Below are 14772 nucleotides of genomic sequence, written 5' to 3' on the forward strand. Positions count from 1 at the left end.
TGTCGTCGGCGCATACGTCCGAGATCATTCAATACTTGGATGATCTGTACCGCCCGGCGGCAACGCCGGGCAGCGCCGACCCGCCCCCCAGGGCGGCGCTATCGCGGCCCCCCTCGGGTCGGTCGCTGCCCTCTGTATCGAAGCTGAGACCCTGAAGGCCAAAACGCACGACTAGAGCTGAGGCGCCTCGCCGGCAGACAGGCCCGGCCCGATTGAGGGACCGGGCCTTTTTCATGGTCAAAGGGGCCCACGCGACCCGGCGACAGCCACCGCCCAGCCCACCGGCCCCTTACCCATTTGCAACGAAAAAGGGCCGCACCCGGTGGTGCGGCCCTTTCGATCCTTGCAGAGAACCGAGATCAGTTCTGTGCGTAGTATTCGATCACGAGGTTCGGTTCCATCATCACCGGGTAGGGCACATCGCCCAGGGTCGGGGTGCGGACGAAGGTCGCGGTCATCTTGGAGTGGTCAGCCTCGATGTAGTCGGGGACGTCACGCTCGGGCAGCTGGGACGCTTCGATCACGGACGCCAGCTGACGGGATTTCTCGCGAACCTCGACAACGTCGCCTTCCTTCACGCGGTAGGAGGGGATGTTGACCTTTTTACCGTTCACCAGGACGTGGCCGTGGTTAACGAACTGACGGGCCGCGAAGACGGTCGGCACGAACTTGGCGCGATAGACGACGGCGTCCAGGCGGCGCTCCAGCAGGCCGATGAGGTTTTCACCGGTGTCACCCTTGACCCGTGCGGCCTCGGAGTAGATGCGCTTGAACTGCTTTTCGGTCATGTCGCCGTAATAGCCCTTCAGCTTCTGCTTGGCGCGCAGCTGGAGGCCGAAGTCGGACATCTTGCCCTTGCGGCGCTGGCCGTGCTGGCCGGGGCCGTATTCACGACGGTTGACCGGGGATTTCGGACGACCCCAGATGTTTTCGCCCATCCGGCGGTCGATTTTGTACTTGGCAGACGTGCGTTTGGTCACGGCTGATCTCCTTCGTTATGGGCCGCATCCGGCCCGGCGGGCGCGTAGCGGCGGATGAAGGGCGTTGTCCTCTGGGCGAACCCTGACAGGCATACCCCTTGCGGGGGCCACCAACACCAATGGAGCCGCGCTTATACGCGCGTCGGGCGGCGTGTCAACACGGGATTTCGCGGGAAAACCGCGCCGATGGACGTCCCCGGGACCGGATTGACACGGACACCGGGGACGCCCTGCACGGCGCGGATGGGCCGCCGCCGGTCAGGCGGCGTCGTGCATCAGGATTGCGGCCTCGGATTTCGAGAGGTTGCGACGCGCATAACCGCCATAGGCGAGCGGGTCGTCCCGAAGCTCGGGGAAGCCGGAGAGGAGCGTCGCGCGGTCATCCTCGGTCAGCGCGGCAAGGGCGGCATTGGCGGGGTGGAAGCTTTCGGTTTCCACGCCATTCGCCCAGATCACCTGATGCGAGGGAAGCAGCAGGTGGATGTAGGTGACCTCGCGCACGTTCATGTCCTGGGTGATGGTCGTGCCGTTGACCAGGTCACGCGCGGCGACCAGCACCTCGGACGTGTTGAAGAGCGCGCGGGCGATCGGCCCCTTCACCAGCATCCGGTGTTCGGGGGAGACGAGGAATTCCTCGTCCGGGCGTTCGATCCCGAAGGCGCCGGCGCGGATGCGGATCGGCCGGAATTGCGGCATCGTGTAGAGCCGCGCGCCGGTCATGTGCCGCGCGCCGGCCCAGAAGATCTCCTGCGGGCCGCTATCCTTGGTCAGCACGCGGTCGCCGGGGCGCAGGGTTTCCACCGCGCGCGGCCCGTCCATCGTGGCGATGCGGGTGCCGGGGGTGAAACAGATCACGCCGCCCTGGGCCGGTTCGTTCGGGGCCAGGCGTTTCTGCGAGGCCTGGTAATGCACGACCCACAATTCCCGCCCCTTCGGCGGCAATTCGTCGAGGAACATCAGCAGCGGCTGTGCAGGGCCGTCCACTTCGATGATCGTCGCGGTAAAGGTGTTGCGTCCGTCGGTGAGGATGAATGTCCCGTCCAGCAGCGGATCGTCGCTTGCCGGAATGTCGGATGGCATCTTGCAATCGATGGCGGCGCCCACGAGGCGCCTCACGATCTTGGCCGCCCGCTTGCGGATGTTTTTCTCTTCGTCCGCCTGCTCAAGGCACAGAACCTCGTTCGGACCGTCTACCCTAACGGCCTCGCCAGACCAGGACCACGTGGCCCCGATGCGCAGCGAATGGAGCCGGGAGCCCTTAAGCCCGTCCAGCTCTGTCTGTGTCCAGGAGATGACGAACGTGCCCTTGAAGCCCGTTCTCATGCCTGCTGTCTGCCTTCTACTCGATATACGCGTTTTTCGCTTATTTTATTGGGCAGCCGGCCTTATCTGGCCGGTCTCACCTGCATGCAAGTTATCAGATATAACTAAATTTGCAAACCCCTCGGTATGTTTGGCTTGCAAAAGGTGCCCTAGGGGCAAGCTAGAAGGTGAACTTGATCCGCACGGCGCCCACCAGCTGACCCGATTGCTGGCCGACGAATTCCGGACCAAGCCAGGTAAGCCCATAGAACGCCTGCCATTTTTCGCCCTGCCAATGCAGGCCCGCGCGCAGGCGGTGGCGGCTGTCGGTCAGGGTGTTGGTGCTGGCCGGCAGGTAGAGGCTGTCGGTCACGCGGGCGATATCGGCCCCTGCGACAAAACTGACCCCCGTCGCATCACCGGTGATCGTGCGGTAGCGGTGGCCGGTGACGGGATCGCGAACCAGAAGCTCGCCCTGCCCGGCCGGGCCGAGGGTCAGGTCGAAGCCGATGCGGGCCAGGGTTTCCACCCCGGCGCGCAGTTCGACGAAGGGGCGCAGGGTCGCGCCGCCCAGGGGCAGGTCGCGCCCGGCCTCGACCACGGCGGCGGCGTGAAAGCCGTTGGGCACCTGCCCCGCCAGCACCGCGCGGGACGGTTTCGGCAGGCTGAGCACCTCGTGCAGGGCGCGGGCGAAATCCGGCAGGCCGGTCTGCGGGCCGGTGATGACGAGGTCCGCGCCGGTGGCCAGGTCCCAGCCGCCGCGCTGGAAATGGGTGTGCATCCCGAAGGACCACGCCGCCGCATAGGGGCGGTCGCCGGCGCGGGGCGCGTTGTAGCTGAGCGGGTAGATGACCTCGGCCAGGACGCGGAATTCGAGGATGTCGAAGGGACGGCCCGGCAGGGCGCCGGTCCAGTCCGGGCCCCAGACATGGCTGGCCGCGACGGACCCGGTGCGCCAGCGGTCGCGGAAATCACCCAGGGAATCGTTCACGATCAGCCGGCCATATCCGATATAGGACCGCTCGACCGGGTCGGCCCGCAGGCCCAGCGTGGACAGGATCAGGATCAGGGCGGCGGTGAAAAAGGGGCGCATGGGTCTTCCGTCTGGTAGGCCGGTCGGGGCCGCGCGAGAGATACCGCGCGCCCCGCGGGCCGCCAAGGCGTGGCCGCCCGGCGGATCGGTGCCGGGCGCGTTTTGTTGCGCATTTGCCGCCGTGGTGCGGGCGCCGGTCAGGCGAATTCTGGGTCGGCGTCGGCGGGCGGCAGGATGTTGAACGTGTTCAGTGTCAGCGAGACGAAACCGTAATAGCCCACCAAGGCCACGAGATCGACCAGCCGGTCCTGGCCGATCGCCGCCAGCGTCTTGTCATAGAGCGCATCGCTGACCTGGCGGTCGCGGGCGGCCTCTAGCGCGAATTCATGCACTGCCGCCTCTTCGGGGTCGGTGAAATCAGGGGGCGTGCCGGTACGGATCGCCTCGACCACCTGTTCCGAGACGCCGTGTTTCAGCGCCAGCGGCTTGTGGGCGTACCATTCGAACTCGGCCTTCCACAGCTTGGCCGTGGTGATGATCGCCAGTTCGGTCAGGCGCGGGCCCAGAGAGCTTTCGAACCGCAGGTAAGAGCCCAGCTGCTGGGTCGCCAGCGCCAGTTCAGGCCGGTGGATCCACAGGGCGAGCGGGCCCCGCACGCCGCTGCGCGGGCTGTTTGCAAAGGCGTCATGCGCCTGTCTTTGCAAATCGGTGTAGCTGTCCGGATCGGGCGGCATCAGCCGTTGTTCGGGCCAGTCGGTCATTGTCTCCTCCCTCGATTGACCAGGGGAGTGTGCGCCGAAACCGGTATACCGTCAACCGACCGGTAAGTAAGTTGTCCGAGCGGTCAGCGCCCGGCGCTAGCCCAGATCGCGGTGATGCAGGATCCGCCCGATCGTGTTCATCAGCAATTGCGCCGCCAGGATCGAGGTCACGCCGCCGGGATCGTGATCCGGGGCGACCTCGACCAGGTCCATGCCGACGATCTCTCCGCGCTGCGCCAGACCGTCGAGCAGTTCCAGAACCTCGTAATAGAGGAACCCGCCATGGGACGGCGTGCCGGTGCCGGGCGCGATGGAGGGATCGAAGGCGTCGATGTCGACGCTCAGGTAATAGCGTTCGCCTTCGGGGATGCGGGCGAGCAACCCCTCGACCCCGAGGGCGCGGGCCTGGCGGACCGACAGGATGTCGGAGCCCATGCCGCGCGCGGCCTCGTACCCGTCCCTGGCGGTGGAGGACACGTTGCGGATGCCGATCTGGGTCAGCCCGGACACCCAGGGCTTTTCGGCGGCGCGGCGCATCGGGTTGCCGTGGCCATAACGAACGCCGTGACGTTCATCGACGAAATCGAGATGGGCATCGATCTGGATCAGGTGGAACGGCTCTTCGCCGTCGAAGGCGTTGATGCAGGGGATGTTGATCGAATGATCGCCCCCCAGCACCACCGGGAGCGCCCCGGCGGCCAGGATCTTGCGCACCCCGTATTCGATGTTCTGATGGCTGCGGAGCGTATCCGTATGGACGATATCCGCATCCCCGATATCGACGATGGTGACCTTGTGGGGTTCGAGATAGGTGGCGTCATCCTCGTGATCGTAGGCGCCCGCATGCCCGAAGGAGAACAGCGTCGAGGCCTCGCGGATCGCCCGCGGCCCCATCCGCGCGCCGGTGCGCCACTGGGTGCCGAAATCGAACGGCGCGCCCATCACGGCGACGTCTGCATCGATGGCATCCCAGTCCTCGACATGCGGATATTTGCCGAAAGTGCAAATACCGACGAAGGGCAGGTTCAGTCGGCCATTGTCATACCCATGCTTCATGTGGCGTCATTCCTCGAACAGGCTAGGTTCGGGAGAGTGTCGGGGATTTTGCCCCGTGCCGCCATAGCTCATCCGTGCCCTGCGTCGCGAAAGGACCCGCCCATGCCCGACCGCAGCCCCGAATTGCAGCATTTCATCGAGGTCGCCGGCCGTGCCTTTGCCGATCGTGCGCCGCAGGGGGCGGCGCAGGCGTCGGTCCGGGCGGTCTTTGCCGCGCTGGAGGTCCCGGCCCCGGCTGATCCGACCCCGGGACGGCGACGGGCGGTCTGCGACTGGCTGGACCCGGTGACCGATCCGGAGGGGGTCTCCGACCCGCTGCTGGCAGAGTTGTGCGGTGCCTTTCGCGCGGTCGAACCCGCGCTGACCTGGCGCCAGCGCCCCGGCCCGGCACCGGGGGCGAATGCGCAGTACCGCGAGGGCCATGCAAATGCGATGATTGCCGGGCCATCGGGGCTGGAGCCGCGCGACGATGTCTGGCTGGGCGTGTCGCTGCTGGGACCCGAGGTGCGCTATCCCGACCACGACCACCCGCCCGAGGAGACCTACCTCGTGCTGACGCCGGGGCGGTTCTTCCAGGACGGCACCGGCTGGTTCGAGCCGGGACCGGGCGGGTCCTTCTACAACCGTCCCGGCATCCTGCACGCGATGGCCGCGGGGGCCAGCCCGCTGTTGGCGCTTTGGGCGTTGCGGTCCGAGACGGGGTAACGCGCGCCCGGTCTATCCGCCTGCCGGGGTCGCCGGTCATTTCCGCGCCATGAACAACTGGCGGTCAGACCCGCACCGCACTATGTCTGTGCGAAACGAAAGGAATTTTCATGTCCGGATTGATCGCCCTGCTCGACGATGTTGCCGCCATTGCCAAAGTGGCCTCGGCCTCGGTCGACGATATCGTGGGACAGGCGGTCAAGGCCTCGTCCAAGGCCGCGGGGGCGGTGATCGACGATGCGGCGGTGACACCGAAATACGTCCATGGCTTCAGCGCGGACCGGGAAATTCCCATCGTCTGGAAGATCGCCAAGGGGTCGCTGTTCAACAAGCTGGTGATCCTGCTGCCGGCGGCGATGCTGCTGTCGGTCTTTGCGCCCATCCTGATCTACCCGCTGCTGATGCTGGGGGGCGGTTACCTGTGCTTTGAAGGGGCGGAGAAGATATGGCACGCCCTGTCGCCCAGCCACCATCCCGAGCAGGAGGCCGTCGCCAAGATGGAGAACGATGCCCACCTGGAAGAGGCCAAGGTGAAGGGCGCGATCAAGACGGATTTCATCCTGTCGGCCGAGATCATGACCATCGTGCTGTCATCCCTGCCCGAGGGCCAGCCGCTGTGGCTTCAGGCCGCGGCCCTGGGCGTGGCGGGCATCCTGATCACCCTCGCCGTCTATGGCGCGGTCGGGCTGATCGTGAAGGCCGATGACCTGGGCCTCGCGATGGCCGCCAAGGGGCGGCTGGGCCTGACCCGTCGGCTGGGCCTGTTCATCGTCAAGGCGATGCCGGTCTTCATGAAGCTGCTGATCGTCATCGGCACGGCGGCGATGATCTGGGTCGGCGGGTCGATCCTGATCCATGGCCTGCACGAGCTGGGCTGGCACCTGCCCTATGACATGATCCACGACGTCGCCGTCGGCGTCGCCGCGGGTGCCGGAGAGACGGCCGGCGCGGTGGAGTGGATCGTGACCGCGGGGCTGGACGGTGTCGTCGGGCTTGTCGTCGGGGCGATCCTGATCCCGATCGTGAAGACGGTCATGGGGATGTTCGGCGGAGAGAAGACCGGCGCGCATTAAGCCCCGGATCCGCCCCCCGAAGCGGTCAGACAGATGTCGATGTCAGGAGGCGGGCCGTGGATCGCTGGCTGGCGGTTGCTGGCTTGCTGTCCACGGTTTCCTAAATGCGGTGCGCGACCCGAGTCGTCAAGCGAAAGATCAACAATTTCAGATAGTTGACCTAAACGCTCAGGAACCCGTCAGCCGCATTTCGAATGGCCGCAGGACGAACAGGTCATGCAGCCCTCGATCATCTGCATCGTGTATTGACCGCAAGAGGGGCAGGCCTTGCCGCGACCGGCGCCTTCCAGGCCCACGACCTTGGCGGTCGGGTCGGTCTTCAGGCCAGTGCCCTCGCCCTCGATGAAGCCGATGGAGATCAGGTGGGTTTCGATCACGCCGCCGATCGCCGCCAGGATCGAGGGGATGTACTTGCCCTTGATCCATGCGCCGCCGCGGGGGTCGAACACCGCCTTGAGCTCCTCGACCACGAAGGACACGTCGCCGCCGCGCCGGAACACCGCGGAAATCATCCGGGTCAGGGCCACGGTCCAGGCAAAGTGCTCCATGTTCTTGGAGTTGATGAAGACCTCGAAGGGGCGACGGCGGCCGCCGACGATCAGGTCGTTGATCGTCAGATAGATCGCATGTTCACTGTCGGGCCACTTGAGCTTGTAGGTATTGCCTTCGAGCGTCGTGGGCCGGTCGAGCGGCTCGGCCATGTAGACGACTTCGCCGCCCTCGTCGGGCATGACGACGGATTCTTCCTTCTTCTCCTCCGAGACCGAAAGGACCGATCCGGTGACGTCGTTCGGGCGGTAGGTCGTGCAGCCCTTGCAGCCGGAATCCCAGGCCTGCATGTAGACATCCTTGAACGCGTCGAAGCTGATATCCTCGGGGCAGTTGATCGTCTTGGAGATCGAGCTGTCGATCCATTTCTGCGCCGCCGCCTGCATCTTGACGTGTTCCAGCGGCGCCAGCGTCTGCGCATTGACGAAGTGGTCCGGCAGCGGCGCGTCGCCCTTGATTTCCTTCCACATCTGCACGGCGTAATCGACGACCTTTTCCTCGGTCCGCGATCCGTCCTTCTGCAGCACCTTGCGGGTGTATTCATAGGCGAAGACCGGTTCGATCCCGGACGAGACATTGCCGGCATACAGGCTGATCGTGCCCGTCGGTGCAATGGAGGTCAGCAGCGCGTTGCGGATACCGTGTTCGGCCACCGCGGCGCGCACGTCCTCGTCCATCGCCTGCATGGTGCCGGAGGCGAGGTAGGCGTCACGGTCGAAAAGCGGGAAGGCGCCCTTTTCCTTGGCCAGTTCGACAGAGGCCAGGTAGGAGGCCCGGGCGATCTGGCGCATCCATTGTTCGGTCTGTTCCGCCGCCTCGTCAGAGCCGTAGCGCAGCCCCAGCATCAGCAGCGCGTCGGCCAGGCCGGTGACCCCAAGGCCGATGCGGCGCTTGGCCTCGGCTTCGCGGGCCTGGGCTTCGAGCGGGAATTTCGAGGCGTCGACGGTATTGTCCATCATCCGCACGGCCAGCGCGACCAATTCGTCCAGCGCGGCAGGGTCGAGCGCGGCCTTATCGGTGAACGGATCCTTGACCAGCCGCGCGAGGTTGACGGACCCCAGCAGGCAGGCGCCGTAGGGCGGCAGGGGCTGTTCGCCGCAGGGGTTGGTCGCAGCGATGGTTTCGCAATAGGCGAGGTTGTTGGCGGCGTTGATACGGTCGATGAAGATCACGCCGGGTTCGGCGTAATCGTAAGTCGCCTGCATGATCCGGTTCCACAGGTCGCGGGCCTGAAGGGTGTGGTAGACCTTGCCGTCGAAGACCAGTTCCCACGGGCCGTCGGCCTTCACGGCTTCCATGAAGGCATCGGTGACCAGCACGGACATATTGAACATGCGCAGGCGGGCCGGGTCGCTCTTCGCGCCGATGAAATCCTCGATATCCGGGTGGTCGCAGCGCATCGTCGCCATCATCGCGCCACGGCGGGACCCGGCCGACATGATGGTGCGGCACATGGCGTCCCAGACATCCATGAAGGACAGCGGGCCGGAGGCATCGGCGGCCACGCCTTTCACATCCGCGCCCTTGGGCCGGATGGTGGAGAAATCATAGCCGATCCCGCCGCCCTGCTGCATCGTCAGCGCGGCTTCCTTCAGCATGTCGAAGATGCCGCCCATCTCGTCGGGGATGGTGCCCATGACGAAGCAGTTGAAGAGCGTGACCTTGCGCCCGGTGCCGGCGCCTGCGGTGATCCGCCCGGCGGGAAGGTACTTGAAATCCTCCAGCGCGGAGTAGAATTTCCGTTCCCAGTGATCGGGATCCGACTCGACCGCGGCCAGCGCCTTGGCGATCCGACGCCACGTGTCTTCGACCGACCGGTCGATGACGGTTCCGTCGGCTTCCTTGAGCCGATACTTCATATCCCAGACCTGTTCGGCGATCGGGGCAGCAAAACGGGACATCTGAATCACCTTTGGCAGCGAGGGGCGAGCAAGGAGACTACACGTCCTGCTTGCTCAGGACAACAAATAGCCTATCCTTGGTGAAGAATAACACGATCTTGGGGGAGAACGTGGGGAAATTTGTACATCTCTTGAAGCTGAGCGTCGGCACGGACAGCGTTCAGACACTGGCGGAATGGCAGGCCTCGCGCATGGCGCAGGGCGGTGACGGGCTGCCGCGCCATGTCACGCGCATGTGGCCGAAACGCGAGGCCGAGCTTCTGGCCGGCGGGTCGATCTTCTGGGTTATCAAGGGGATGATCCAGGCGCGTCAGCGCATCCTTCGGCTGGACGAGATGGATCGCGGCGACGGGATTCGCCGCTGCGCCATCGTGCTGGACCCGGAACTGCACCCGACCGCGGCCTCGCCCCGGCGGCCGTTCCAGGGCTGGCGCTACCTCAAGCCCGAGGATGCGCCGCCCGATCTGCCGAAACATCGCCAGAACGAAGATGCCCTGCCGGCCGAGCTGTCGGCGGCCCTAGCCGAGATCGGGGTGCTTTAGGACCTCTTCCCGCGCCCCGGGCGGAAAGCGGATTTTCGCCGGGTCACTCGATCGACAGCAGGGTCATCAGCTCGCGCAGGGTGGCGCGGTCGGCATCGCTCATGTCGACGCGGCGGGCGCGGAACAGGGTGGCCTGGCTTTTCAGGATCAGCCCGTCCTCGAGGATCTTGAGGTGGTTCGCGCGCAGGGTCTCGCCGGTCGAGGTGATGTCGGCCACCGCTTCGGCGGTTTCGTTCTTCACCGTGCCCTCGGTCGCGCCCTGGCTGTCGACAAGCTGGTAGTCGGCGACGCCGTGGTCGCGCAGGAAATCGCGGACCAGCCGGTGGTATTTCGTCGCGATGCGCAGGCGGAAACCATGATCGCGGCGGAACGCGGCGGCGGCGGCATCGAGGTCGTCCAGCACGTCCACATCGACCCAGCATTGCGGCACGGCGAGGATCAGGTCGGCATGACCGAAGCCGAGCTCGACCAGGGTTTCGACCTGCATGTCCCAGCGACCCAGCTTTTCGCGGATCAGGTCGGTGCCGGTGACACCGAGGTGGATGCGGCCCGCGGCCAGTTCGCGCGGGATTTCCCCGGCGGAGAGCAGGACAAGCTCCACCCCGTCGATGCCGTCCACACGACCGGCATATTCGCGATCCGATCCGGAGCGGCCCAGCGTGACGCCGCGCTCGCCGAACCAGTCGAAGGTCTTTTCCATCAATCGGCCCTTGGAGGGCACGCCCAGCTTGATGCTCATGCGCTCTCTCCCAGTTCGACCATCAGGCCGGGGCGGATGACGCCACCGACGGCCGGGATGCCTTCGGGGCGGCCGGATTGGCGGCCCAGCACCCGGGTCAGCGCGTCGTAGCGCCCGCCCGAGGCGACGGGTGGCAGGTAGGGCCGGCTGACGTCGTAGAACCCGAAGACGAAGCCGTCGTAATATTCCATCTGGTGGCGGCCATAGGCGACCTCGAATTCCAGGCTGGTGATGTCGACGCCCCGCGCCTCGAGCGCCTTGGCGCGGCGGGCGACGGTTTCCACGGCGTCGGCGATGGAGGGCATGTCGACGGCGATGTCCCGCAGGCGTTCGATGGCGAAGGGCAGCGTTTCCTTCACGTCGAGCAGCGTGTCGATCAGGTCGATTTCGCGGTCCGAAATCGGCGGCGTGGCGGCATCGGCGCGCAGCGCTTCGATCCGGGCCTCGACCTCGGCCCGGCGGCGCAGGCCGACCTCGGTCCCGGCATTGGCGAAGGGGTCGGACGCTTCGAGCAGCGCGACCCGGCTGGGCACCGGCGCCGCCCGCCCCGCGAACCGGTCGAGCAGGGACCGGAAGCGACGCGGACGCCAGATGTGACGGTGCAACGCCGCCTTACGCGCCGCGCTGGTGTCGAGCCCGTCAACCGCGGCCATGAGGATGCCCATGTCGCCGGTGGCGGCCCGCAGCAGCAGGCGGCTGGTGGCGGATTGCACGCGGGCAAAGACCTCTGCATCGGCGGCGGCGGGGTCGGAGCCGTCGAAGATCTCGAGGCCCACCTGAAGGTATTCGTTGGCGCGGGCCTCGTCCTCTTCCTGGCGGCGGAAGACCTCTCCGGCATAGGTGTAGCGGGCGGGTTCGGCGCCGCCTTCCATATGCATCTGCACCACCGGGACGGTGAAATCCGGACGCATCATCTGTTCGCCGCGCAGCGCATCCGAGGTGACATAGGCGCGGGCACGGATGTCTTCGCCATAGAGATCGAGCAGCGTGGCGGCGGGCAGCAGGATCGGGCATTCGACCGGCTGCGCCCCGGCGGCGGCGAATTCATCGCGCAGCCGGGCCGCGCAGGCGCGAACCTGCGCCCGAAGCTCGGGCGTGTGACCTTGCCAGAGGGCCATCAGCCGTGCTCCGCCAGCAATTGCCGGACATGGGCCACCAGGTCGGCGCGCGCGATCTCGGCCTGGGAGGGGCGTTCCTTCCATTCCTCGAGCGTGGCGTTTTCGGCGATTTTCTTGCCCAGGATCAGGTCCTTGACCTGGATGACGCCATTGGCCTTTTCCTCTGCCCCTTCGATGACGGCGGCGGGGGAGTTGCGACGATCCGCGTATTTCAGCTGATTGCCGAAGTTCTTGGGATTGCCCAGGTAGACCTCGGCCCGGATGCCCGCGTTGCGCAGCTCGGCGACCATGGCCTGGTAATCGGCCATGCGGTCGCGATCCATCACGGTGACAACGACAGGGCCCAGGGCCACGTCCTTCATCCGGCCCTTTTCGCGCAAGGCGGCAAGCAGGCGGTCGACGCCGATCGAGACGCCGGTGGCGGGCACGGCCTGGCCGGTGAAGCGTTTCACCAGGTCGTCGTAACGGCCACCGCCTGACACGGAGCCGAACTGGCGCTTGCGGCCCTTGTCGTCGAGGATTTCGAAGGTCAGCTCGGCCTCGTAGACGGGGCCGGTGTAATAGCCCAGGCCGCGCACGACCGAGGGGTCGATCTGGATGCGGCCCGCATCGTAGCCGCCCGCGTCCAGCAGGCTGGCGATCTGGTCAAGCTCGTCGACGCCCTCGGCCCCGATGGCGGAGCCGCCGATGGCCGCGCGCAGGTTCGACAGTGTCGCCGCCGCGTCCGCACCCTTGGAGGTCAAAAACGCGATGACCGGTTCGGCCTGATCGGCGCTGAGGCCCACCCCGTCGATATAGGCGCCTGACGCGTCGAGGCGTCCCTTGCCCAGCAATTCGCGGACGCCGGATTCCCCGACCTTGTCGAACTTGTCGATGGTGCGCAGCACGTCGGCCTGCTGGGCCTCGTCGGCGACGCCCATGGCCTCGAGCACGCCGTTCAGGACCTTCCGGTTGTTGACCCGGATCAGGTAGTCGCCGCGCGGGATCCCGACCTCTTCGAGACAATCGGCGAGCATCGCGCAGATCTCGGCATCGGCGGCCGGGGACGCGGTGCCGACCGTGTCCGCATCACATTGATAGAACTGGCGGAATCGGCCCGGGCCGGGCTTTTCGTTGCGCCAGACGGGGCCCATGGCGTAACGCCGGTAGGGCGTCGGCAGATCGTTGCGGTGCTGGGCGTAGACGCGGGCCAGGGGCGCGGTCAGGTCATAGCGCAGGGCCAGCCAGTCGCCCTGCCCGTCCTCGTCGGATTCCTGCCAGGCAAAAACGCCTTCGTTGGGACGGTCGACATCGGGCAGGAACTTGCCCAACGCCTCGACCGTCTCCACGGCGGAGCTTTCCAGCGCGTCGAAGCCGTAGCGATGATAGACCCCGGCAATGCTGCGCAGCATCTCGGCCCGGTCCGTGACCTCGGCACCGAAATAATCGCGGAACCCCTTGGGCGTCTGGGCCTTGGGGCGCGGGGCTTTTTTCTGTTTCGCCATCTGGAAACCTCGTGGGACACGCTCGCGGCGCGGTCTAGCCCATGCCCCCCTGCGGGGCAAGCCTTGGCGCAGCGGGCGGCGCGGCGACATGCGCGGACAGAAGAGGGTTGCAATTCCGGCGGGGCAGGCTCAGATCCTCTGTCACCCGGCGTTATGCCGGGACGGGGAGATGGAGCTATGCAGCCAATCGAAGAACGCCTCGCCCACCTGGAACGGAACCTGGACGATTTGTCCGATGTCGTAGCCCGACAGGATACCCAGATCGCCATGCTGACCCGGCGGGTGCAGTTGCTGATGGAACGCGAAGCCGAACGTGAAGCCAGCCACGGGGACGCCGCCGTCTTTGGCGACGAACGTCCGCCGCATTACTAACCGCTCTGCATCTACATTTGGAACGCGCCGGAACGATCAGTCGTGGTGCAGCGCGATCGCCTCGACCTTGCCGTCATGCAGCAGCATGTCGGCCCAGCGACCGCTGCCGCCGAAGGATTCATAGACCGTGACGAAGACCGTGTCCCGCTGGAGGGAGCGCATCCGGTTGCCGCAGGGCTTGTTGCTGCCGACGCGGCAGATCAGGCGTTTGACCTTGTTGTAAGCCTTGTCGACCAGGCTTTCGGGCTGTTCGCCCGCCGCCGCGCCATAGCGGATCTGCTCGTGCATCTCGACATCACCGAAAAGGACCAGCGCGCCGGTGATCTGGCGCAGGCAGCCATCGTCGAAACCCGAGATGTAGAAGGACCGCGCCGTGCTGGCATCGGGGGCGGAGTCGATCAGGGCATACTTGGCCCGACGTTCAGGATATTGCGCCACTTCGCGACCGACCTCACGGGGGGAGACGTCGCAGAGCCGCCCGACCTTGCCGAAGGCCATGACGGAGCCGGGGACGATATCGGTTTCCGGCCCGCTGGGCGGGGACCTGCGGTCGCGGTTATTACCCAGGCCAAACAGGCTGAACCCGGCCTTTTGCGGTTCGGGGGTGGCGGCCTCTTCCGTGGCGTCGGGCGTGGTGGCCTCTGCCGTTTCGGTTGGCGCGGGTGTTTCGTCGCGATTGCCGCCGAAGAGACCGCCGAGGAAGCCGCGGCGTTTCTCCGGTTCCGGCGTGGCGGCGGTCTCGGGCTGGTCTGCATCCTGCGTTGTCGCCTGGGCCGCGGCATCCGGTGCGGCGGCGGCCAGTTCGACCTCTGCCCCGGTGTCATCGGTTGCTGCGGCGGGCTCTGCCTCGGCCGCGCGACGGAGGAAGCCGAACAGGCCGCGCCGCTCCTGCGTCTGGACTTCTTCTGAAACGTCCTCGGCCACGGCACGCTCCTCGTCGCGCATGGCGGGGGCACCGCCCTCGGCCACCGCGTCGGCGGCACCGGCGCTGACCTCCAGATCCTGGTCGGACAGTTTTTCGACATTGCCCAGCGGCCCCTGGCACGCGGCCAAGGTAAAACAGATCAACAAGAGAGACAGGCGAGGCATCATCGAAAACCCTGAGATTTCCGGCAGCTAATCAAAACCGGACGGATCCGTCCAGTGTGGCACCTGAA

14 protein-coding genes are annotated in these 14772 nt (G+C 66.2%); 4 read left to right on the forward strand and 10 right to left on the reverse strand.

Annotation, left to right across the window (positions count from 1 at the left end; translation table 11 throughout):
- Window positions 1-359: 359 nt before the first annotated feature.
- The 5 genes from rpsD to ATO9_RS17065 form a co-directional block, all read right to left on the reverse strand.
- Window positions 360-980, reverse strand: coding sequence for a 30S ribosomal protein S4 (gene rpsD / locus ATO9_RS17045; RefSeq protein WP_043752102.1), 621 nt, complete (start codon window positions 978-980; stop codon window positions 360-362).
- A gap of 258 nt (window positions 981-1238) precedes the next feature.
- Window positions 1239-2303 carry a Hint domain-containing protein gene (locus ATO9_RS17050; RefSeq protein ID WP_043752105.1) on the reverse strand — a complete coding sequence of 355 codons (1065 nt, stop codon included), beginning with the start codon at window positions 2301-2303 and terminating at the stop codon, window positions 1239-1241.
- A 160-nt stretch (window positions 2304-2463) separates the two neighbouring features.
- Window positions 2464-3375: a lipid A-modifier LpxR family protein gene (locus ATO9_RS17055; protein ID WP_043752108.1), complete on the reverse strand. Its 912-nt coding sequence runs from the start codon at window positions 3373-3375 to the stop codon at window positions 2464-2466.
- A 137-nt stretch (window positions 3376-3512) separates the two neighbouring features.
- Entirely contained in the window at window positions 3513-4076 is a 564-nt protein-coding gene (locus ATO9_RS17060) for a carboxymuconolactone decarboxylase family protein (RefSeq protein WP_043752112.1), read from the reverse strand.
- 96 nt (window positions 4077-4172) lie between these two features.
- Entirely contained in the window at window positions 4173-5132 is a 960-nt protein-coding gene (locus ATO9_RS17065) for an agmatinase (protein ID WP_043752116.1), read from the reverse strand.
- A gap of 102 nt (window positions 5133-5234) precedes the next feature.
- Here ATO9_RS17065 and ATO9_RS17070 point away from each other — a divergent pair, with 102 nt between their 5' ends.
- Both ATO9_RS17070 and ATO9_RS17075 read left to right on the forward strand, forming a co-directional pair.
- On the forward strand, window positions 5235-5837 hold the full coding sequence (locus ATO9_RS17070; RefSeq protein ID WP_043752119.1) for a dimethylsulfonioproprionate lyase family protein: 603 nt from the start codon (window positions 5235-5237) through the stop codon (window positions 5835-5837).
- 110 nt (window positions 5838-5947) lie between these two features.
- A complete protein-coding gene (locus ATO9_RS17075) occupies window positions 5948-6910 on the forward strand; it encodes a DUF808 domain-containing protein (protein ID WP_043752122.1) in 963 nt (320 codons plus the stop codon).
- A 179-nt stretch (window positions 6911-7089) separates the two neighbouring features.
- Here ATO9_RS17075 and ATO9_RS17080 read toward each other — a convergent pair whose 3' ends face one another.
- The gene (locus tag ATO9_RS17080) at window positions 7090-9360 is read right to left on the reverse strand and encodes an adenosylcobalamin-dependent ribonucleoside-diphosphate reductase (protein WP_043752123.1); all 2271 of its coding nucleotides are present in this window, start codon (window positions 9358-9360) and stop codon (window positions 7090-7092) included.
- A 110-nt stretch (window positions 9361-9470) separates the two neighbouring features.
- Between ATO9_RS17080 and ATO9_RS17085 the strand changes: the two genes are divergently transcribed.
- Complete coding sequence (locus ATO9_RS17085) at window positions 9471-9902, forward strand: DUF1489 family protein (protein ID WP_043752255.1); 432 nt, start codon at window positions 9471-9473, stop codon at window positions 9900-9902.
- A 43-nt stretch (window positions 9903-9945) separates the two neighbouring features.
- Here the strand turns inward: ATO9_RS17085 and hisG are convergent, their stop codons facing one another.
- The 3 genes from hisG to hisS are packed head-to-tail and all read right to left on the reverse strand — an operon-like array spanning window position 9946 to window position 13243.
- The gene (hisG, locus tag ATO9_RS17090; RefSeq protein ID WP_043752126.1) at window positions 9946-10641 is read right to left on the reverse strand and encodes an ATP phosphoribosyltransferase; all 696 of its coding nucleotides are present in this window, start codon (window positions 10639-10641) and stop codon (window positions 9946-9948) included.
- A complete protein-coding gene (locus ATO9_RS17095; protein WP_043752129.1) occupies window positions 10638-11759 on the reverse strand; it encodes an ATP phosphoribosyltransferase regulatory subunit in 1122 nt (373 codons plus the stop codon). The genes hisG and ATO9_RS17095 overlap by 4 nt, the downstream gene beginning before the upstream one ends.
- On the reverse strand, window positions 11759-13243 hold the full coding sequence (hisS, locus tag ATO9_RS17100; RefSeq protein ID WP_043752132.1) for a histidine--tRNA ligase: 1485 nt from the start codon (window positions 13241-13243) through the stop codon (window positions 11759-11761). The genes ATO9_RS17095 and hisS overlap by 1 nt, the downstream gene beginning before the upstream one ends.
- Window positions 13244-13420: 177 nt before the next feature.
- Between hisS and ATO9_RS17105 the strand changes: the two genes are divergently transcribed.
- Window positions 13421-13615: a SlyX family protein gene (locus ATO9_RS17105; protein ID WP_043752134.1), complete on the forward strand. Its 195-nt coding sequence runs from the start codon at window positions 13421-13423 to the stop codon at window positions 13613-13615.
- Between the two features lie 36 nt (window positions 13616-13651).
- Here the strand turns inward: ATO9_RS17105 and ATO9_RS17110 are convergent, their stop codons facing one another.
- Window positions 13652-14707, reverse strand: coding sequence for a hypothetical protein (locus tag ATO9_RS17110; RefSeq protein WP_043752137.1), 1056 nt, complete (start codon window positions 14705-14707; stop codon window positions 13652-13654).
- Between the last annotated feature and the right edge of the window lie 65 nt (window positions 14708-14772).

The organism is Pseudooceanicola atlanticus (assembly GCF_000768315.1).
In the GTDB taxonomy this organism is placed as follows: Bacteria; Pseudomonadota; Alphaproteobacteria; order Rhodobacterales; family Rhodobacteraceae; genus Pseudooceanicola; species Pseudooceanicola atlanticus.

Bases quoted from the DNA above. Each gene is read 5' to 3' on its own strand.
- ATO9_RS17080 (WP_043752123.1), bottom strand. From the start codon at position 9,360: ATGTCCCGTTTTGCTGCCCCGATCGCCGAACAGGTCTGGGATATGAAG.
- ATO9_RS17050 (WP_043752105.1), bottom strand. From the start codon at position 2,303: ATGAGAACGGGCTTCAAGGGCACGTTCGTCATCTCCTGGACACAGACA.
- ATO9_RS17070 (WP_043752119.1), top strand. From the start codon at position 5,235: ATGCCCGACCGCAGCCCCGAATTGCAGCATTTCATCGAGGTCGCCGGC.
- ATO9_RS17055 (WP_043752108.1), bottom strand. From the start codon at position 3,375: ATGCGCCCCTTTTTCACCGCCGCCCTGATCCTGATCCTGTCCACGCTG.
- hisS (WP_043752132.1), bottom strand. From the start codon at position 13,243: ATGGCGAAACAGAAAAAAGCCCCGCGCCCCAAGGCCCAGACGCCCAAG.
- ATO9_RS17060 (WP_043752112.1), bottom strand. From the start codon at position 4,076: ATGACCGACTGGCCCGAACAACGGCTGATGCCGCCCGATCCGGACAGC.
- ATO9_RS17110 (WP_043752137.1), bottom strand. From the start codon at position 14,707: ATGATGCCTCGCCTGTCTCTCTTGTTGATCTGTTTTACCTTGGCCGCG.
- ATO9_RS17075 (WP_043752122.1), top strand. From the start codon at position 5,948: ATGTCCGGATTGATCGCCCTGCTCGACGATGTTGCCGCCATTGCCAAA.
- ATO9_RS17105 (WP_043752134.1), top strand. From the start codon at position 13,421: ATGCAGCCAATCGAAGAACGCCTCGCCCACCTGGAACGGAACCTGGAC.
- hisG (WP_043752126.1), bottom strand. From the start codon at position 10,641: ATGAGCATCAAGCTGGGCGTGCCCTCCAAGGGCCGATTGATGGAAAAG.
- ATO9_RS17065 (WP_043752116.1), bottom strand. From the start codon at position 5,132: ATGAAGCATGGGTATGACAATGGCCGACTGAACCTGCCCTTCGTCGGT.
- ATO9_RS17095 (WP_043752129.1), bottom strand. From the start codon at position 11,759: ATGGCCCTCTGGCAAGGTCACACGCCCGAGCTTCGGGCGCAGGTTCGC.